The 20,007-nt window shown below is 35.6% G+C and carries 13 protein-coding genes; 11 read left to right on the forward strand and 2 right to left on the reverse strand.

Going from position 1 to position 20,007, the window contains the following annotated elements; translation table 11 throughout:
• Window positions 1-169 precede the first annotated feature (169 nt).
• The 4 genes from BSF41_RS15035 to BSF41_RS15050 all read left to right on the forward strand — a co-directional run bounded on the left by BSF41_RS15035 (window position 170) and on the right by BSF41_RS15050 (window position 3,811).
• On the forward strand, window positions 170-1,024 hold the full coding sequence (locus BSF41_RS15035; RefSeq protein ID WP_095930327.1) for a fumarylacetoacetate hydrolase family protein: 855 nt from the start codon (window positions 170-172) through the stop codon (window positions 1,022-1,024).
• Window positions 1,025-1,042: 18 nt separating this feature from the next.
• Complete coding sequence (locus BSF41_RS15040; protein WP_095930328.1) at window positions 1,043-2,056, forward strand: zinc-binding alcohol dehydrogenase family protein; 1,014 nt, start codon at window positions 1,043-1,045, stop codon at window positions 2,054-2,056.
• A gap of 120 nt (window positions 2,057-2,176) precedes the next feature.
• On the forward strand, window positions 2,177-2,974 hold the full coding sequence (locus tag BSF41_RS15045) for an SDR family oxidoreductase (protein ID WP_095930329.1): 798 nt from the start codon (window positions 2,177-2,179) through the stop codon (window positions 2,972-2,974).
• A gap of 6 nt (window positions 2,975-2,980) precedes the next feature.
• Window positions 2,981-3,811, forward strand: a complete 831-nt coding sequence (locus BSF41_RS15050) for an amidohydrolase (protein WP_095930330.1) — start codon at window positions 2,981-2,983, stop codon at window positions 3,809-3,811.
• Between the two features lie 343 nt (window positions 3,812-4,154).
• Here BSF41_RS15050 and BSF41_RS15055 read toward each other — a convergent pair whose 3' ends face one another.
• The gene (locus tag BSF41_RS15055) at window positions 4,155-5,831 is read right to left on the reverse strand and encodes a glycoside hydrolase family 28 protein (protein WP_095930331.1); all 1,677 of its coding nucleotides are present in this window, start codon (window positions 5,829-5,831) and stop codon (window positions 4,155-4,157) included.
• Between the two features lie 502 nt (window positions 5,832-6,333).
• Between BSF41_RS15055 and BSF41_RS15060 the strand changes: the two genes are divergently transcribed.
• The 3 genes from BSF41_RS15060 (at window position 6,334) to BSF41_RS15070 (ending at window position 11,683) form a co-directional block, all read left to right on the forward strand.
• Window positions 6,334-8,841, forward strand: coding sequence for a right-handed parallel beta-helix repeat-containing protein (locus BSF41_RS15060; protein ID WP_095930332.1), 2,508 nt, complete (start codon window positions 6,334-6,336; stop codon window positions 8,839-8,841).
• 200 nt (window positions 8,842-9,041) lie between these two features.
• A complete protein-coding gene (locus tag BSF41_RS15065) occupies window positions 9,042-10,106 on the forward strand; it encodes a Gfo/Idh/MocA family protein (protein ID WP_095930333.1) in 1,065 nt (354 codons plus the stop codon).
• Window positions 10,103-11,683 (forward strand): sodium:solute symporter, encoded by a 1,581-nt coding sequence (locus tag BSF41_RS15070; RefSeq protein WP_095930334.1) that lies wholly within the window; start codon window positions 10,103-10,105, stop codon window positions 11,681-11,683. The genes BSF41_RS15065 and BSF41_RS15070 overlap by 4 nt, the downstream gene beginning before the upstream one ends.
• 367 nt (window positions 11,684-12,050) lie before the next feature.
• Here the strand turns inward: BSF41_RS15070 and BSF41_RS15075 are convergent, their stop codons facing one another.
• Window positions 12,051-13,265: an MFS transporter gene (locus tag BSF41_RS15075; RefSeq protein ID WP_095930424.1), complete on the reverse strand. Its 1,215-nt coding sequence runs from the start codon at window positions 13,263-13,265 to the stop codon at window positions 12,051-12,053.
• Window positions 13,266-13,366: 101 nt separating this feature from the next.
• On the opposite strand from BSF41_RS15075, the gene BSF41_RS15080 reads away from it, so the two are divergent.
• The 4 genes from BSF41_RS15080 to BSF41_RS15100 all read left to right on the forward strand — a co-directional run bounded on the left by BSF41_RS15080 (window position 13,367) and on the right by BSF41_RS15100 (window position 19,903).
• On the forward strand, window positions 13,367-14,185 hold the full coding sequence (locus BSF41_RS15080; protein ID WP_253251838.1) for a helix-turn-helix domain-containing protein: 819 nt from the start codon (window positions 13,367-13,369) through the stop codon (window positions 14,183-14,185).
• Between the two features lie 354 nt (window positions 14,186-14,539).
• Entirely contained in the window at window positions 14,540-16,726 is a 2,187-nt protein-coding gene (locus BSF41_RS15090) for a family 78 glycoside hydrolase catalytic domain (protein ID WP_095930337.1), read from the forward strand.
• Window positions 16,727-16,982: 256 nt separating this feature from the next.
• Complete coding sequence (locus tag BSF41_RS15095) at window positions 16,983-18,659, forward strand: hypothetical protein (RefSeq protein WP_095930425.1); 1,677 nt, start codon at window positions 16,983-16,985, stop codon at window positions 18,657-18,659.
• 119 nt (window positions 18,660-18,778) lie between these two features.
• On the forward strand, window positions 18,779-19,903 hold the full coding sequence (locus tag BSF41_RS15100; RefSeq protein WP_095930338.1) for a glycosylase: 1,125 nt from the start codon (window positions 18,779-18,781) through the stop codon (window positions 19,901-19,903).
• Window positions 19,904-20,007 lie beyond the last annotated feature (104 nt).

Here is a 20,007-nt window from a genome sequence, read left to right on the forward strand (position 1 = left end):
ATTTTCATTAATGGAAAATAAAATATATCTCGGATATTAATTTTTAAAAAGTATTTTTGTAATTGTGTTTTTTACATTTATTAATTTTGTTTTGTTCTTTTGAAGAATTTTTAATTTATAAATGAAGAATTACCATGAAATATAAACTAACAATTAAAAATATACGATTATGAAATTAATACGTTTTGGAGAAATCGGAAAAGAAAAACCTGGAGTTTTAATTGGAGAAAAGAGATATGATGTTTCTTCGATTGTAACCGATTTTAACGAAAGTTTCTTTGAAGAAAACGGATTAGAGAAATTAGAAAAAGCATTAGAAAACAATCCGTCTTTGCCAGAAGTTGATGCTTCAGTTCGTTTGGGTTCGCCAGTGGCAAGGCCTTCAAAAATTATCTGTATTGGCTTAAATTATATTGATCACTGTAAAGAAACAAATTCTCCAATTCCGACAGAACCGATTATTTTCTTTAAATCAACTACCTCTTTGTGCGGACCAGATGATGATTTGATTATTCCGAAAAATAGTGAAAAAACAGATTGGGAAGTAGAATTGGCTTTCGTTGTTGGAAAAAAAGCAAGTTATATTGAAGAAGTAGAAGCTTTAGATTATGTTGCTGGTTATGCTTTATTGAACGATTATAGTGAAAGAGCTTTTCAATTGGAGCGCGGCGGACAATGGGCAAAAGGAAAAGGAAGCGACACTTTTGCGCCTCTTGGACCATTTTTGGCTACAAAAGACGAAATCGCAGATGTGGACAATTTAAAGATGTGGCTTACTGTAAACGGTAAAAAATACCAAGACAGCAATACCTTAAATTTGGTTTTCAAAATTCCTTATTTAGTGCATTATTTAAGTCAGTTTATGACTTTGCTTCCGGGTGATATTATCAGTACTGGAACGCCTCCGGGTGTTGGTTTAGGAATAAAGCCAGATCCTATTTACATTAAAGCTGGCGATGTTGTGGAATTGGGAATTGAAGGTTTAGGAACAAGCAAACAAAAGGCTGTAGCATATCAAAAATAAAATTTAAGAAAGTATAAAATGAAATATATAGTTTGTGAAAAACCGCAGGAATTTCTACTAAAAGAAACCAGTATTCCAGAACCAAAAGAGGGTGAAGTTTTATTGAAAATTAAAAGAATCGGAATCTGTGGAACTGATATCCACGCTTTTGGTGGAACTCAGCCGTATTTTGAATATCCAAGAATTTTGGGTCACGAATTGGCTGCGGAATATGTAAAAGGAAATGCTGAAGGTTTCAAGCCGGGGGATAAAGTAACTTTTATTCCGTATTTCAACTGCGGAAAATGTGTTGCGTGCCGAAACGGATTGACAAACTGCTGTGTAAATATCAAAGTTTTCGGAGTTCATATTGATGGCGGAATGGCTGAATATGTGTCGATCCCAGAACAATATTTACTGCACGGTCAAGGTTTAGATTATGATGAACTGGCTTTGGTTGAACCGTTAGCAATTGCAGCGCACGGAGTTAGAAGAGCAGCAGTAAAACCAACTGATACCGTTTTGGTAATGGGAGCAGGACCAATCGGAATTGGCTTAATTCAGTTTGCTAAAATCGCTGGAGCAAAAGTAATCGTAATGGATATCAACGATTACAGGTTAAATTTCTGTAAAACAGAACTAAATGCAGATGAAACGATTAATCCGTTAAACGATGATGTTGCTCAAAAATTAGCTGAATTGACAAACGGCGATATGGCAAACGTGGTTATTGATGCAACAGGAAACCAAAAAGTAATGAACAGCGCTTTTAATTATATTTCGCATGGCGGAAGATTTGTTTTGGTTGGACTGCAAAAAGGCGAATTAAGTTTCAGCCATCCTGATTTCCATAAAAGAGAATCGACTTTAATGAGCAGTAGAAATGCAACGATCGAAGATTTCGAATATGTAATGAAATGTTTGAAAGAAGGAAAAATCGATCCGAAAAAATACATCACACACAGAACAAGTTTTTCTGAAATGATTACTGATTTTGGTAAGTTGATTAATCCTAAAAACAATGTGATTAAAGCGTTAATCGAAATTGAGTAATTAGTTATTAGTGAAAAGTAATTAGTGAAATGTGAAATGTGAGAATGTTTAAGTTGAATATTTTTACATTTCACTTTTCACATCTTACATTTCACAAATCACATCTAACACAAAAACGAAATGGATTTAAACTTAAAAAATAAAATAGTTGTCGTTTCTGGTTCGGCTGGAAAAGAAGGCAGTATCGGAGAAACAATCGTAAATAGATTGGCAGATGAAGGCGCAATCCCGGTTTTAGTTGACAGAAACGCAAGAGGTTTCGAATACGTGGAAAGACTTCAAAAAAGAGGCGTTAATTCTTTATTTGTACAGACTGATGTAACTGATCCTGTTGCAATAGAAAATGCTGTAAAAGTAATTGGAGCAAAATACGGTAGAATTGATGCCATCATAAATAATGTCGGCGTTAATGACGGTGCAGGATTAGATTCAAGTTACGAAGATTTTATGAACTCTTTGAAATTGAATGTAGTGAGTTATTTTCTTTTAGCTAAATATTCACTTCCGTACTTAAAAGAATCAAAAGGAAATATTTTGAATATCGGTTCAAAAGTAGCTTTAACAGGACAGGGCGGAACTTCAGGTTACGCTGCTGCGAAAGGTGGTGTTTTGGGCTTAACAAGAGAATGGGCAGTAGATTTGATTCAGTACGGAATTCGTTCAAATGCGATTATTATTGCAGAAAGCTATACGCCTGCTTACGAAGATTGGATTAAAACATTGCCAGATGGCGAAACTGTTTTGAATAAGATCAATAAAAGTATTCCGTTAGAAAGTCGTATGACCAAAACAGAAGAAATTGCAGATACAGCGCTTTTCGTCATTTCAGAAAAATCATCGCATACTACGGGACAATTTGTTTTTGTGGATGGAGGTTACGTACATTTAGACCGCGCTTTAATCAGCGATGTTAACTAAGAAATTATGAGTAAAAGAATAGATTCCCATCAGCATTTTTGGAAGTTTGATCCCGTTCGAGACGGCTGGATCGACGAAACTATGCAGAATATCCAAAGAGATTTCCTTCCAGAAGATTTACAGCCATTATTAAGCGACAATAAGTTTGAAGGCTGTGTTGCTGTTCAAGCAAGTCAGTCTGAGGAAGAAACTCAATTTTTATTGGATTTAGCATCTCAAAATGATTTCATAAAAGGTGTTGTCGGTTGGATAGATTTACGAAATGAGAATATCGAAGAACGTTTGGAATTCTTTTCAGATCAAAAAAAGCTGAAAGGTTTTAGACACGTCGTTCAAGGCGAAGCGGATGATTTTATGTATGGAATGGAATTCAGAAATGGAATTTCAGCTTTAAAACCTTTCAATTATACTTACGATATATTGATTTTTGAACGTCAATTACCAGCTGCAATAAGCTTGGTAAAAGATTTTCCAGACCAAAAATTTGTAATCGATCATATTGCCAAACCAGATATTAAATCAGAAACTATTTATACTTGGAAAAGTGGCATTGAAGAAATTGCAAAATACGACAATGTCTGGTGTAAAATCTCAGGAATGGTCACAGAAGCCGATTGGAAAAACTGGAAACCAGAAGATTTGAAACCGTATTTGGATGTTATTTTTGAAAACTTTTCAGTTGATAAATTAATGTATGGATCAGATTGGCCTGTTCTAAATGTAGCTTCTGATTATCATGAAGTAGTAAAGACTTTAGAAGATTATATTTCGAAGTTTTCTATTGAAGACCAGAATAAGATTTGGTTTGAGAATGCTAATGGTTTTTATGAGTTATAAGTTCTGAGTTAACTCATAGATTATAAGAGCCTGAAAGGCTCACATCAAGAACACAGGGCAACGCCCAGTGATAACGAAGAATACAGAGTGATAAAAGCCCTGAAAGGGCGTAAGCATTAATCGTTATAAATTGCTTACGCCCTTTCAGGGCTTTATTATGCTGGTCTATGTCAATTCGTAGGGCGCTGCCCTACAGTAATGCTTTGAGGCCTTTGGCCTATTCTTAGAAATAATAAAAATATAGCCCGTGATTTGAATCACGGGAATACAAAGTGAGCAAACGAGACGTAACAATCTTACATTCCCTGTGGTTGAAACCACGGACTATTTTTGAAAATTGGTTTTAGAATTTAACCGCTTTTTTAGGAACGTTTTTATCAACAGTTGTCGTCTTAGAAAAATTAATTTTAGAACCGCTTAAATCAATATTCTTACTCGCTTCACCATTAATCGTAATCGCATTTGAAGAAGAAGGATTAAACTCGATATTTTTCAACGAAAGGTTTTTAGTATTATAAATTTCGAAGGCATTTTTAGCTTCAATATCCAATTGAGCGTTGCTGATTTTAATTCCGTTCGCATCAATTATAGAAAAACCTTTTTGCGCTTTAGCAATCAGGTTTGTGATTTCAATATTTTCTAAATTCATTTCAGGAAGCCCTTGTAAAAATACCGCTTGCTGAGCGCCTTTGATTGTAATATTTTTGATTACGATATTTTTAAACTGAGGCGTTTCTTCGTTTACCGGAATTGCTTTTGTGCTTACCGTATTTCCGCCTTCAGCTAAAGTTTCAGCGATCGATTTTCCTCCGTAATACAAATCGAACGAAATCGCCTGAGAGGGAATATCAGTCATAAAAACGTCTGAGATATAAATATTTTCTACAACACCGCCACGTCCGCGAGTGCTTTTAAAACGAAGACCGACATCAGTTCCCATAAAAGTACAGTTAGAAACATGAAGATTTTTTACACCGCCTGACATTTCACTTCCAACCGTAACACCACCATGACCGTGATATACGATATTATTTTTTACAATGATATTCTCGCAAGGAACACCTCTGTCACGTCCGTCTTTATCTTTTCCAGATTTAATGCAGATGGCATCATCTCCCACATCAAAACTAGAATTTTCAATTACTACATTTTTGCAAGATTCCACATCAAGACCGTCACCGTTTTGAGAAAACCACGGATTTCTAACGGTTATATTTCTAACGATTAAATCTTCAATTAATAAAGGGTGAATATTCCACGCAGGAGAATTTTGAAAAACTGGTCCGTCGAACATGACTCTTTTACTGTTTTGAATGCTAACTAAAACCGGACGTAAAAAATCATGAATTGCTTCAAAATCTTCTTTAGTTTTCAAATCATGACGAATGTTCTGATCGGCACCTTTAGCACCTTTTAAATATTGTTCAGAAGGGTACCAGCTATCTTTCTTTTCATTTAAAACTCCGCCAGAAGCAACAAATTTCTTCCATTGTTCGTCTGTTAGTTTACTTTTTTTAACTTGTCTCCAAGCTTCACCAGAACCATCCCAAACGCCATTTCCAGTAAAAGCAATGTTTTCTAAGTTTTTACCATAAATAGGAGAGATGCATCGCCAAGTATTTATACCTTCAAAACTGGTTTCGATAATTGGATATAAAGTTTTGTCTGTCGAAAATTTAATTAAAGCGCCAGTTTGAGCATGAAGTTCGATATTGCTTTTTAAGATAATTGGTCCCGTGAGCCAAATCCCAGGTGGAATAATTAATTTTCCACCGCCTTTTTTAGAAAGTGCATCTATAGCATCAGCAAAAGCTTTTGTATTTAAAACATAACCGCCATTTACTGCTCCAAAGTCTTTTAAATTTACACTGTAATTCGGAATTACAGGTTCTTGGACTTCAGCCATTTTAAACTCAATATTTTTATAAGTATCAGCAGATTTTTGTGCAGAAACTGTATTGAAACTCAAAGCAAAAGAGGCGAGAGCTACACATAAAAGGGTTTTTCGGTTAGTTTTCATTCGTATTATATTATAGTTAGTATTTTAAGGTTCTAAGTGGCTAAGATGCTAAGATTCAAGTGAGAAACATAGCATCTTAGTGATTTTGGTGTCTTATGAACTTTTTTTCGATTTACTGGTAATTCAATTTTTTATGCTGTAAATTTTTATTCAATAAATAAAATTATGCATTTTTAATTTGAAATACTTAATGTAATCGATTACACAAATCTATTAAAAAAATAGTATGAAATGACAGTTTTATAGACTTTATCACAGATTTTTTGTGAATTTAACTTTTTTTGTTTGCCAAATCAGAAAATAATAGAAAACCAATTTTTTAAGCGTTTGGTCTTAAAGACAATATTGCAGGAGGGTACAGGATACATGTAATTTTATATTCTTCTAAATTGTCCCTATTATTTGGTAAAAGTGTTAAAAATACAATTATTTGTAAAAATTATAGCGCTTTAAATAAATGCCTCGTAATTTTAGCTTAAGAAAAAAATCAATACTATAAATAATGCGTTTAATTCCTTTCAACAAATTACTGATTGTTTTTTTAATGGTATTCACAATTTCGGCAAGTGGAGCTGAAATCTGGGTTTCACCATCAGGAAAAGATTCGAACCTCGGAACAAAATCAAATCCGCTGGCAACAGTTCATATGGCAATGCGAAAAGCTAGAGAACTTCGCCGTTTAAAAGATCCATCGATAAAAGACGGAATCCGAATCATAGTAATGAATGGAACGTATTATTTAAACGAACCTTTGTTTGTTCGACCTGAAGATTCAGGAACAGCAGACAGTCCGACTACAATCGAAGCTGATGTAAATGCAAGACCCATTATAAGCGGTGGAATTGAAATTAAAAACTGGACAAAATCGACAACGGTTATCAACGGACTAAAAAAAGGTGCTGTTTGGGTAGCTGATGCGCCTAAAAAAGCAGGAAACCTAATTGATTACAGGCAATTATGGGTAAATGGCAAAAAAGCCGTAAGAGCCAAAAATACTGCGGGAACTACAATGGAACGCATTTTATCGTGGAATCATCAGGAACAAACCTGTTGGATTCCGTTTAAAGATAAATCGGTGAAGTTTGAACCGGGAATGGAAATGTTTATTGTGCAATGGTGGTCGAACGCTAACCTTCGAATCAAAAATATCGAAGTTCAAAAAGACAGTGCCAAACTTTCGTTTGAAGAACCAGAAAGCCGTATTCAAAGCGAGCATCCGTGGCCAGCGCCGTGGATTTCTAAAAACAACGGAAATTCAGCTTATTTCTTAAACAATGCTTTTTCGCTTTTAAACGAGCCTGGAGAATGGTATTTGGACAAGAAAAATGCTAAAATCTATTATATTCCGAGAGCTGGAGAAGAAATTAATTCGGCAATTGTAACTGCGCCTGTTTTAGAAAATCTGGTTGAAGTAAAAGGAACGATTGATTCGCCTGTTCATCATTTTCAATTTAAAGGAATTTCGTTTCAGCACAGTAATTGGCTTCGTCCTTCGCAGCAAGGTCATGTGCCGTTGCAATCTGGTTTGTATTTGTTAGACGCTTATAAATTGAAAGTTCCAGGAACTCCAAATCAAGCCAGTTTAGAAAATCAGGCTTGGGTGGGAAGACCTCGTGCAGCGGTTGAAGTAAATTATGCTAATAATATTCAGTTTGAGTCTTGCCGTTTTGAGCATTTGTCTTCGACTGGTTTAGATTTAAATAAAGGAACGAATCACAATACAGTAAAAGGAAATTTATTTAAAGATATTGGCGGAAGTGCCATCAATGTTGGAATTTTCTCTGAAGAAGCTTTCGAAGCGCATTTGCCTTTAATCATAAAAGATGAAAGAGAAATGTGTTCGGATGAAGTTATTTCGGATAATTTAATCACCAATGTAACCAATGAAGATTGGGGAACTTTAGGAATCAGTGCAGGTTTTGTTCGAAATATTACGATTGAACACAACGAAATTTCGGATGTATCGTATTCTGGAATGGCGATGGGATGGGGTTGGACACACACGCCAAACGTGATGCAGAACAATAAAATTCTGGGAAATAAAATTCATCATTATGCCAAACATTTACATGATGTGGCTGGAATTTATACGCTTTCGGCTCAGCCAAACAGCCGAATCGAAGAAAATTATATAGACAAAGTGTACAACAGTCCGTATGCGCACGATCCGTTTTTATGGCTGTATCTGTATACCGATGAAGGAAGTGAAGGTTTTACGATTAAAAACAATTGGATCGCCGAAAAGAAAATTCTTAAAAACCATAACGGTCCAAAAGGAAATATTTGGGAACACAACGATCCGTATGTAAGTACTAAAATAAAAGATGCAGCGGGAATCAGAGCGCCTTACAAAGATTTAGAAAAGGAAGTTGTAATTGATGAAAAATGGGGCTTGCAGGAAATGCCAAAACCGTATGCGATCGAATTGATAAGTTCTGATTTTGATATCGAAAAAATCAAATCGACTTTGGTTGGGTTTAGAATTGTAGGTCAGGAATTGTATCAATGGAAAAATCATTTGGTGATTTACGGAAAAATGAATCAACCCGAAAGAACAAAACGAAAACTGGCGGGCGCTTTCCCTTCTTTAGAAATTAAAATCTATGAAGATCTAGTTTACGATTTCCAAAACTTCGAAAGATGTAAAGATTCAAAACCAGCATCAGATTGGGAAAATATTGTGTTAACAGCGAATCTTCCTGTTGATGAAAAACGACAAAAAGAATATGTTGAGTACCACAAAACGCAATTCGAAAAATGGCCAGAAGTAGCAAAAGGTTTCTGTAATGCTGATTTTCAGCAATTGCAGGTTTTCAAAAAAGACAGGCAATTAATCTTGGTAATCAGTATTCCGAAAGGAGAAAATTTGGATAAACTAAATCCGAAAACAACACAAAATAATCCGCGTGTAGACGATTGGAATGCCTTAATGAAAAAGTACCAATCAGGAATTGAAGGTGCAAAACCAGACGAAACCTGGATTTTCTTAAATAAAGTAGAAACGAAATAATATTTAGTATCCTAACAGGTTTCCAAAACCTGTTAGGTATTATTCTTAAGTTCAAAGAAATATTAGTCACAAATTCGAGGATTTACATAAATTCGAAATCCTTTTTAATCCTTTAATCTGTGGCTAAAAAAAATATACCTAACAGGTTTTGGAAACCTGTTAGGATAATCATAACTATCAAAAACCTAAAATAAAGACCAATGTTAAAAATAGCCATTCTAGGACTTGGAGAAGGACGAAGCACAATGTCGGCTGCTATAGAAAGTTCAAAACTAGAACTTGTTAAAATATGCGACCGAAACGAAGAATTGTGTAAACAGCGAGCAAAAGAATTCGATTTCCATTCGTACACTACTAATTATGACGATTTATTGAATGATTCTTCAATTGATATTATAGCGATTTATACGCCAGATCATCTTCATGCACAGCATGTAAAACAAGCTTTGTTAAGTGGAAAACATGTGGTTTGTACAAAACCTTTTATCGATGATCTTTCGGATGCCAAAGAATTGTTAGAATTAAGCAAATCGACAGGAAAGAAAGTTTTTATCGGCCAAAGTTCCCGTTTCTTTGAACCTGCCAAAAGACAAAGAGCTGATTATGAAGCAGGCTTAATTGGAGATTTAATTACAATTGAAGCCCAATACCATGCTGATCACAGATGGTTTTTGAAGAAAGAATGGTCGCTTTTGCAATCGTTTAAATGGCTGTACGGAGGTCTGAGTCATCCTGTAGATTTCATCAGATGGTATTTACCGAATATTCAGGAAGTGATGGGTTACGGAATGATCAGCAGTAACGGACAAAATGCAGGTTTGAAAAATGAAGATACGATGCATTTTATCTTCAAAGCTACCGATGGAAGAATTGCACGTGTCAGCGGTGTATATACTTCACCGACTCAGCCAGCGCAGCGTGACAGTGGCATGAGTACAATTTTAAGAGCAACAGAAGGGGCAAGTCAGGCCGATTATCATGAATTACGTTATGCGATTACAGACAAAACTGGCGAAGAAAAAGTAATTACTTGGGGCGACAGCACGATAAAATATTATTTTCGTTTTGAAGGACAAAGTCATCACGGCGGGGAATATCAGAATTATTTAGAATATTTTACAGACAGTATCGAGCAAGGTTTTGAAGCTTATCCAAACATGGAAGAAGGAATTGGAACTGTGGCTTTGTTACAAGCAATGGATAAATCTTTGCAAACTGGAATGCCGGTTAAAATCGCCGATATTCTTAACGAATACGGACTATGAACAGTATCTACGATAAATTAACCACGCTCGATTTTGTAATTGTTGCAGGTTATTTAGTGGCTTTATTAGTCATTGGATATGTGGTAAGTATGAAGCAGAGAAAGAAAAACGAAACGCTTTTTCTGGCCGGAAATTCACTAAACTGGTACAGCATCGGGTTTAATATGTGGGGAACCAATGTTGGGCCTTCGTCATTATTAGCCTTTGCAAGTATTGGTTACGCTACGGGAATTGTAGCAGGAAATTTCGAATGGTACGCTTTTGTTTTTTTACTGCTTTTAGCGATGGTTTTTGCGCCAAGATATATTGCAAGTAAAGTAAGCACGATGCCCGAATATATGGGAAAACGCTACGGCGATAGTACGCAGAATATTTTGGCTTGGTATGCTTTGGTAAAAATATTAGTAAGCTGGCTGTCTTTAGGATTATTTAGCGGAGGCGTTTTAGTACGTCAGATTTTGGGAATCCCGATGTGGCAGAGCGTTACCGTTTTAGTGATTTTCTCTGGAATTTTTACGTTTGCAGGAGGATTAAAAGCGATTGCCAAAGTGAATGTTTTTCAGATGATTTTGCTGATTGTAGTTTCATTGACACTTTCCTTTTTAGGTTTACAAAAGCTAGGTGGAATCGATGTTTTAATTGCTAAAACTCCTTCTAACTTCTGGAATTTAATCCGTCCTTCAGATGATGCGCATTATCCGTGGCCAGCTATTTTATTGGGATATCCTGTAGCTGCAGTTGCTTTTTTCTGTACCGATCAATCGATGGTCCAGAGTGTTTTAGGAGCTAAAAATTTGGAGCAGGGACAATTGGGCGTAAACTTTATTGGATGGTTAAAAGTAATGGCATTGCCGTTGTTTATTCTTCCCGGAATTTTGTGTTATGCGTTATATCCAGAATTAGGAAGCAATTCTGATTTAGCTTATATGACCATGGTTACGAATCTTTTCCCAAGCGGAATGAACGGCTTGGTAATCTGTGTGATGATTGCCGTTTTGGTGGGAACAATTGGTTCTTCTTTAAATGCTTTGAGCACTGTTTTTACGAATGATATTTATGTAAAGAAAATCAACCCGACGGCGACGATTCAGGATCAGATTAAAATTGGCCGATTAACAATTGCTGCCGGATGTGTATTTGCAATTCTGATTGCCGTTGCAATTGACAATATAAAAGGGCAGAATCTATTCAACATTTTTCAAGCTGTTTTAGGTTTCTTGGCGCCTTCACTATCTGTTGTTTTCCTTTTGAGTGTTTTCTGGAAACGCACTACTAAAAAAGCTGTAAATGCAACACTTTCTTGGGGTTCTGCCTTTAGTTTATTTGTTGGAGTTTTATATCTATGGATTTTCCCTGCCGATAAATATCCAGCTTGGCCTCACTTTTTATTGATTTCGTTTTACATTTTTGCTGTGCTTTTAATTGCAGCTGTTATTATTTCTTTAAGCGATAAAAATCCTGAAGTGAATGTTTCAGATGAAACGGATATTCCTAAAACTAGTAAAAAAGTAAAGCTTTTGTTTGGTTTGTTGGGGTTAGTGATTTTGATTTTGTATTTGGTTTTTAATGGAAATTAATAAATTCAAAGAATTTCAAATATAGCCCTTGGTTTTAACCACGGGAACGCAATGTATAACATTACGTTTGCCAAAATACGTTTCCCGTGGTTGAAACCACGGGCTATGTTTTCAATAAGATTATAAATACACAGATAAAATTTTTCTCGCAAAGGCGCTAAGACGCAAAGTTTTTTATGAATTGCCTCCAGTTTTAACTGGAGGTGTATGTAATAAGAATAGAAAAGGCTTTAGCCAAAATTGTAGATATTTTGGCTAAAGCCTTTTGGGCTTTCTATTATTTTTCATCCCGATTTATCGGGACGAAATTAAAATCTTAAATTAAAAATAAAAACTTTGCGTCTTAGCGACTTTGCGAGATTAAATATTAATTCTCAATCTTCTTTTTCTTCTCCAAATTAGGCAAGAATCCAGTAATAATCCCAATCAAAGGCAGAAACGCACAAATCTTAAATACATATTCAATACTTGTAGCATCGGCAATTTTTCCTAAAATAGCAGAACCTAAACCGCCCATTCCGAAAGCAAATCCGAAGAAAAGACCCGCAACAAGTCCAACTTTTCCAGGCAATAATTCAGTAGCATAAACTAGAATTGCTGAGAATGCAGAAGAAAGAATCAATCCGATGATTACAGATAAAGTTCCAACCCAGAATAAAGAAACGTAGGGTAACATCAAGGTAAAAGGAGCAACGCCCAAAATAGAAACCCAAATTACATATTTTCTGCCGTATCGGTCTCCAATTGGTCCACCAATCAAAGTTCCTGCAGCAACAGCGCCCGAGAATAAGAATAGATATACTTGTGACTGCTGAATCGTAATGTGAAACTTATCTATCAAGAAGAAAGTGTAATAACTTGTAATACTGCTCATGTAGAAGTATTTAGAGAAAATCAAAACCAATAAAATAATCAGCGAAGCAATTACTCTGTTTTTAGATAAATGATGCGTTTCGATTTGGTGTGCCGATTTATTAGCCATTCTTTCAGATAAATGTGCCGTATACCAAATCGCAATTTTATATAAAGCAAAAATCCCAACTAAAGCAATAATACAAAACCATGCGATATAAGACTGTCCGTGCGGAATTACGATAAACGCCGCTAATAAAGGTCCGACAGCACTTCCGGCATTTCCTCCCAATTGAAAAATAGACTGCGCCAAACCTCTTTTACCGCCCGAAGCCAAATGCGCCACACGTGAAGATTCAGGATGGAAAATCGAAGATCCAATTCCGATTAAACTTACTGATAATAATAAGTTGATAAAACTCGAAGCGATCGAAACAAAGAAAAGTCCAACCATGGTAAAACACATTCCAACAATCAACGAATAAGGTTTTGAATTTTTATCGGTATACATTCCCACAAACGGCTGTAAAATAGACGCTACCATTTGGTAAGTCAAAGTAATAATACCAATTTGTGTAAAATTTAAACTAAAATTGTCTTTTAAAAGCGGATAAATTGAAGGCACTACAGCCTGTAAAAGATCATTGATCAGATGCGAAAAACTTATAATAAATAAGATCGAGTAGGTGGTTTTTTTTACTATTTCGGGGTTTGCTTTAATAGTGTCCATTTGGTAATTTTTGATTCTTAAATTAGGTTTAAAAACAACAGCTGTATTATTTTTTACAAAGATCAAAAGAATAGTAATGTCAGAATTGCTATATTTGGACAATGAATAACCAGATTCGGACATATCGAATGGCGCAGGAGCATGGATACAGAATTGATCCATTGATTCCTGTTATTGGCTATACCGAAATGGTAACCAATGAAATGTGTATCTCGCATTCACATCCCAGAGGTCAGCTTATTTATGCGACGCGTGGTGTAATGAATGTCGTAGTAGGAAATCATATTTGGGTGGTTAATCCGTTACAGGGCCTTTGGCTTCCGGGCGGAGTAGAGCATCAGGTTACTTTTCAAAAAGACGTTAATTATTACAGCGTTTTTATCGATCCCTCTGCAATGGGAGGATTACCTATAAACAGCTTTTCTTTTGATATTCCGATGTTCTTAAAACAGCTGATTTTTAAAATTATTTCTTTTGGAACAGAAGGAAATCTTACAGCTTCACAAGGCAGAATTATTGAAGTTTTTCTGGACGAATTGGCCCTAATTGAACCAAGTGCAACCTTTCTTCCAACAACCAATCACGAAAGATTACAAAAAGTAGTAGAACTTTTAATGAGCGATGTTGCCAGTAAAAACACGATAGATCATTATGCAGAAATATCTTTTATGAGTACCCGAACTTTATCCCGATTATTTATTAAAGAACTCGGAATGAATTTCAGCGACTGGCGTACGAGATTAAAACTGTTAGAAGCCATAAAACGTTTAGGCGAAAAACAATCCATAAAAGAAATCGCCTTTAATCTGGGTTACGAAACTACAAGTGCCTTTATTTACATGTTCAAGAAGCATTTAGGCAAAACGCCTTCTAATTATATTTTAGAAGATGAGAATGATTCTGAAAAGATGATTGCATAAATCACAAACAAAAATTAGAACGCTGATAAAACAGATTTACTTCGTAAAGACGCGGATTGGCGCGGATTTCTTGTTTTGATTCTTCTATAGCTTTGTCAAAGTTCAAAACTTTGACAAAGCTTGTTGCGTTAGTATAATTATAATAAGTGTAAATCAGCGTCTTTACGAAGTAAATCCGTTTCATCAGCGTCCATAAAATTAAAACATCATTTTTTTTAATACTAAAAAAATGATAAGCCATAATTTTTCCCTTAAAAAATTATCAAAAAATACTATTTTTTATGAAATAGCAGGATAGTGCAGGTTGTGAAATGTAAAGATAACACTTATCTTTAGTCCCAAAATAAACTAACTATGCTAAACCGCTTTTCAATTTTTAAGATTTTCCTTGTCTGTTGTGCTTTATTTTTTTCTACCTGCCTATTTGCACAGGAAAAACCAAAAGAAGCGACATGGATCTGGTATCCAGGTGATTTTGAAGTTTGGTTGAGCAATAAAATGCAGGTAAGACGCACAGAACGCGAAGCAGTATTTCCACCGCTTTGGCAATATTACAGTCCGTATGCCTTGGTAACTTTTCAAACAGAAGTAGATATTCCGGAACCAGACGACGTAAAAATCTACTCAGAAGGACCTTTTCAATTACTTTTAGATGGTGTTCAAATTTACGGACAGCCTAAATCAATAAAAATTCCTTCTGGAAAACACAAAATTTCATTTAAAGTATACAATCAAGAAGTACTGCCTGCGATTTATATTAATGGAAAATATGTTAAATCTGATGCATCCTGGAAAGTAACCAATGAAGATAAACTTTGGATTGATGAAACTGGAAAAGCGCAACAATCCGGTACACCTTGGGTATCTGTTGGTTCTTGGAATTTTAATTCACCAGAAAATAAACCTTCTGATTTTAAATTAACTACCAAATCTTTTAGTGCCAAAAAAACAGAAAAAATAGGAGCTGGTGAATTGGTAGATTTTGGTAAAGAAACTTTTGGTTATATTAAAATTCACGGTTTAAAAGGAAAAGGTAAAGTAGCGCTTTATTATGGTGAATCTCGTGAAGAAGCTTTGGATTCTGCCAGATGCGAAACTTTAGATCATTTATCTTTTGATGGAAAACAGTCTGAAACCTACACAAATGATGGCTCGAAAGCATTTCGTTATGTTCAGATACAAGCTGATGCAACAGTAAAATACGATTCGATTTCGATGCTTTATGAATATTTGCCATTAGACTATCGTGGCGCATTCAAATCATCGGATGAACAACTGAATAAAATTTGGGATGTGTCGGCTTATACGATGCATTTAACCTCTCGTGAATTTTTTATCGACGGAATTAAACGTGATCGTTGGGTTTGGTCTGGCGACGCTTATCAAAGTTATTTAATGAATTATTATTTATTCTTTGATTCGGCTTCTGTAGAAAGAACGCTCTTAGCACTTCGTGGAAAAGATCCTGTAACGGCTCACGTAAATATTATAATGGATTATTCGCTGTATTGGTTTGTTGGTGTTTACGATTACTACTTACATACAGGCGATACGAAATTCATCAAAACTTTTTATCCAAGAATGAAATCACTTATGGATTTCTGTTTGGAAAGAAGAAATAAAAACGGATTCCTTGAACCATTAGAAGGAGATTGGGTTTTTATTGATTGGGCAGACGGATTGCCAAAAACGGGCGAGGTTAGTTTTGAGCAAATGCTTTTAGCCAGAAGTCTTGAAGCCATGGCGGTGAGTGCTGAAATTGCTGGTAAAAGTGAAGACCAAAAAGAATATCAAAAATTAGGAGATGATTTGAAAACCAAATTATTTGATGTGTTTTGGGATAAAAAAGAAAATGTGATGAAGCACCAGCGTATTGATGGTAAAATGCAGAATATTGTAACCAGATATGCTAATATGTTTGGTATTTTTTTCAATTATTTTACTGAAGAACAAAAACAAAGTGTAAAAAATAAAGTGTTACTGAATAAAGATGTTCTTCAAATCACCACACCCTACATGCGTTTTTACGAGTTGGAAGCTTTGTGTGCGATGGGCGAACAGAATTATGTTTTAAAAGAAATGAAAGATTATTGGGGCGGAATGCTGAATGAGGGCGCTACATCTTTCTGGGAAGAATACAATCCGAAAAAAAAAGGAACAGAGCATTTAACTATGTACGGACGCCCTTACGGAAAAAGTCTCTGCCACGCTTGGGGAGCAAGTCCGATTTATTTATTAGGCAAATATTATTTAGGTATAAAACCAACCGCACCAGGATATACTGAATATGAAATCAAACCGAATCTTGGAGGTTTAAAATGGATGGAAGGAAAAGTACCAACTCCAAACGGTGAAGTAGCATTGTATTGCAGTACCAAAGAAATTAAGGTGAAAGCAAGTGAAGGACAAGGAAAATTAGTTTTTGAAAGTGCAAGCAAACCAAAAACAAACTCAGGAACGATTACGGAGTTATCGAAGAATAAATATCAGCTGATTGTAAAACCGAATGTGGAATATAAAGTGAGTTATAGGGCTTTTTAGTAATTAGTTATTAGTGGTTAGTCCTTAGTGATTAGTCGTTAGTGATTAGTTTAGTTCTTAGTTTAGTTCTTAGTGATTAGTCCTTAGTTTAGTTCTTAGTAATTAGTGTATAGTTTATAACTTCCAGTTTGTCATTCCGACTGAAAGGAGGAATCACACTCGTAACCACAAAGATTGTCGATTATAGTTGTGGAATTCATAGTGTGATTCCACCTCCGTCGAAATGACAAAAAAAATCAAAAAAAATAAAAAACCAATGTTTTCAAAAAATAAAAAATACAGTCTCAAATTAAAAACAGCTTTTATAATGGTGTTTACTGTCTGCATTCAAGCCACAGCACAAACCTCTGCATGGAAACCAGCATCATTTGAAATTGTAAAATCTAATTACAAAACTTTCAAAACTACTCAATACGCTCATGTATTTTCAGGAAGCAAACACAATATCGTTCGTTTAGCTCCAGAATTGCAAGGTTTGACTGGAATTGAACTTCCTTTGGATAAATATAAAAACGGAATTAATGCACTTTTGCAGTTAAAGTTTAAAGAACAAGTTCAGGTTTTAATTGGTGTTTTTCAAGATAAAAATGCGGAATATCTTCAAGCAGATAAACTTCAAAATGCTAAATTAATTTTAGAAAGTGGGGTTACTATAACAGGTTTACCTCCAGTAAATGTTTATGCGATTTCTTTCTCAAAAGGAACACAAACATTAAATTTTGGAAAAGGGTTATTTGCCTTTTTTGGAGCTGTAAAAGCTTCTGAAAAACTAAACGTAAGAAACGCCAATTTCCCGGATGGAAAACTTTGGAATCCGACATTTATCGTTGAAGGATTTTCAGATGAAAAACCGCTTTTCGAAATTATCGGTGGAGAAAATAAACCTGTTATAGATGAAGGAATGTCTGGAACAGAAGGCATTCAAGGCGGTTTTGAAGGCGGACGTGTCGTAAAAGTAGGCGATACGTATCATATGTTTCCAACTGAAAGAGCAGGAGAAAAAGGGGTTGATTACTATTACGATCGTGTAAAAACGAAAATCGGACATTGGACAAGTAAAGATGCAATCCATTGGAAAAGAGAATCAACTATCTATCAAGCCAGCGGAACTTATGCGGTTACTGAAGATGACAATCCAATGAATGATCGTCGTGCAGCAATTTGGTCGTATATGCCGGTTTTCAATGAAAAAGCAAACAAATGGTACGGCTATTATTTGGCTTATACGGTAAGTAAAGAAATAGAACCAAATCACTCATTCGGAAGAATTTGGCGTTGCGAATCAACGGTTGAAGGAATAAACGGAATCGGCGGACCTTATAAAGATATGGGAATCATTATGGAACCCGGATTAGATTCTCAACCTTGGGAAGGACGTCAGGGTGTTGCCTCGTTTTTTCCGTATCAGGTTGGCGATAAATATTTCGGATTCTATAGCGGTGCATATCCGTTCAATTCATGGGCAGATTATCCGAAGAAATCAGGAAAAGGCTGGTTTGTGGCTTTAGCTGAATCCAAAAGTTTAGAAGGCCCTTGGTTGAGAATGAATAAAGGCTTGGAACCCATTAAAACCATGCATCCGCAGTTTGTAGAAAATCCAATCGTAAGTCAATTGCCAAACGGAATGTATATTGCGATTTTCGACGGAGGTCCAGACGGCTGGGGACACCATTTACCTAACATGATTGCGTATTCGTTATCGGCTGACGGAGTTAATTGGGCAGAAGCGCATTATTTACCAATAGAAACCAAAGTTGAGAAATGGTGGGATATTATGAGAACTCCACTTTGCTTAATTCCAGAAGGAAACGATGTTTACACAATCGTGTATAATGCAATCGATCTGAAAAGAAGATTTCATCCAACCGGAATGGTAAAAGTAAAACTCAATAAAGATGTGATGGAGTCTAAATTAAAAGAATTGAAGAGATAAATTAAAGTTTCCCGCAGATTTTGAAGATCAGGCAGATAAAAAAAATCAGCTAAATCAGCAAAATCTGCGAGAGAAACAAAATATAATCCGCGTCATCCGCGTACCAAAATACAACCAAAATGAAAATTAAATATTTACTAATCGCCATTTCAGCACTTGTCCTAACAAGCTGTGCAACCAAATACAAGAAAAGAGAAATTACCGAAAACGTAATGCAGGAGATTTACGAAGAAATCAAAACGCCTTATAAATACGGTTTGGTGATGGTTCCTACTGACAACTCATACAAAATGGATTGTCCGAGTGTATTTAGAAAAGACGGAAAATGGTATATGACCTATTTAATTTACGACGGACGAGGTTACGAAACTTGGTTGGCAGAAAGCGACAATCTTCTGGACTGGAAATATCTAGGAAAAGTAATGTCATTTTCAGAAAACGAAAAACACTGGGATGTCAACCAAAAAGCAGGATATATTTCGTTACAAGATCCAACTTGGAGCGGAAGCTACGAATGGGAGAAATACGATGACAAATACTGGATGAGTTATTTTGGAGGAGACAGTAAAGGTTATGAAGCGGGCGTTTTATCAATCGGGATGGCATATACCAAAGAAGCGCCGACAAAACCACATGAGTTTCAAAGATTAGAAAATCCAGTTTTGACTCCAAAAGACAAAGATACCAAATGGTGGGACAATAGTACGATGTACAAAAACAGTGTGATTCGTGATAAAGATAAAGTGACGGGACACAATTTTATCATGTATTACAATGCCCGTGGCGACAGTATAAATCCTGCTAAAGGTGCTGAGCGCATTGCTATGGCAGTATCAAACGACATGAAAACATGGAAACGTTATGGCGAAAAACCATTAATCAATCACCATAAAGGAATCTCGGGCGATGCCTATATTCAACGTATTAATGATACTTGGGTAATGTTCTATTTTGGAGCTTTTTGGACGGGATGGAATCAAGGTGCATTTAACCGTTTTGCCGTTTCGAACGATTTAGTAAACTGGACGGACTGGAAAGGCGACGATTTAGTTAAATCATCTGAATCTTACGATGATATGTTTGCTCATAAATCATTTGTGGTAAAACATGATGGCGTTGTCTATCATTTTTACTGTGCCGTTAATAAAGCAGAACAAAGAGGAATTGCCATTGCAACGTCTAAAGATTTAGGAAAAAGTAAATTGAATTTTGTGGCACCGCCGGAGAAAAAGAAGAAGAATTAAGTACAAAGTACAAAGTACAAAGAATTAAGATACAGTACGTTTTAAACCTGACAGGTTTAATTACGCAAAAATAAATAAAGACACAGTTTTGTCATTTCGACGAA

The sequence above is a fragment of the Flavobacterium sp. ACN2 genome, from assembly GCF_002303885.1.
Lineage (GTDB): Bacteria > Bacteroidota > Bacteroidia > Flavobacteriales > Flavobacteriaceae > Flavobacterium.

What these genes read in the sequence shown, in the direction of transcription:
- BSF41_RS15035 (WP_095930327.1), top strand. Translation starts at nt 170, where the DNA reads ATGAAATTAATACGTTTTGGAGAAATCGGAAAAGAAAAACCTGGAGTT.
- BSF41_RS15040 (WP_095930328.1), top strand. Translation starts at nt 1,043, where the DNA reads ATGAAATATATAGTTTGTGAAAAACCGCAGGAATTTCTACTAAAAGAA.
- BSF41_RS15045 (WP_095930329.1), top strand. Translation starts at nt 2,177, where the DNA reads ATGGATTTAAACTTAAAAAATAAAATAGTTGTCGTTTCTGGTTCGGCT.
- BSF41_RS15050 (WP_095930330.1), top strand. Translation starts at nt 2,981, where the DNA reads ATGAGTAAAAGAATAGATTCCCATCAGCATTTTTGGAAGTTTGATCCC.
- BSF41_RS15055 (WP_095930331.1), bottom strand. Translation starts at nt 5,831, where the DNA reads ATGAAAACTAACCGAAAAACCCTTTTATGTGTAGCTCTCGCCTCTTTT.
- BSF41_RS15060 (WP_095930332.1), top strand. Translation starts at nt 6,334, where the DNA reads ATGCGTTTAATTCCTTTCAACAAATTACTGATTGTTTTTTTAATGGTA.
- BSF41_RS15065 (WP_095930333.1), top strand. Translation starts at nt 9,042, where the DNA reads ATGTTAAAAATAGCCATTCTAGGACTTGGAGAAGGACGAAGCACAATG.
- BSF41_RS15070 (WP_095930334.1), top strand. Translation starts at nt 10,103, where the DNA reads ATGAACAGTATCTACGATAAATTAACCACGCTCGATTTTGTAATTGTT.
- BSF41_RS15075 (WP_095930424.1), bottom strand. Translation starts at nt 13,265, where the DNA reads ATGGACACTATTAAAGCAAACCCCGAAATAGTAAAAAAAACCACCTAC.
- BSF41_RS15080 (WP_253251838.1), top strand. Translation starts at nt 13,367, where the DNA reads ATGAATAACCAGATTCGGACATATCGAATGGCGCAGGAGCATGGATAC.
- BSF41_RS15090 (WP_095930337.1), top strand. Translation starts at nt 14,540, where the DNA reads ATGCTAAACCGCTTTTCAATTTTTAAGATTTTCCTTGTCTGTTGTGCT.
- BSF41_RS15095 (WP_095930425.1), top strand. Translation starts at nt 16,983, where the DNA reads ATGTTTTCAAAAAATAAAAAATACAGTCTCAAATTAAAAACAGCTTTT.
- BSF41_RS15100 (WP_095930338.1), top strand. Translation starts at nt 18,779, where the DNA reads ATGAAAATTAAATATTTACTAATCGCCATTTCAGCACTTGTCCTAACA.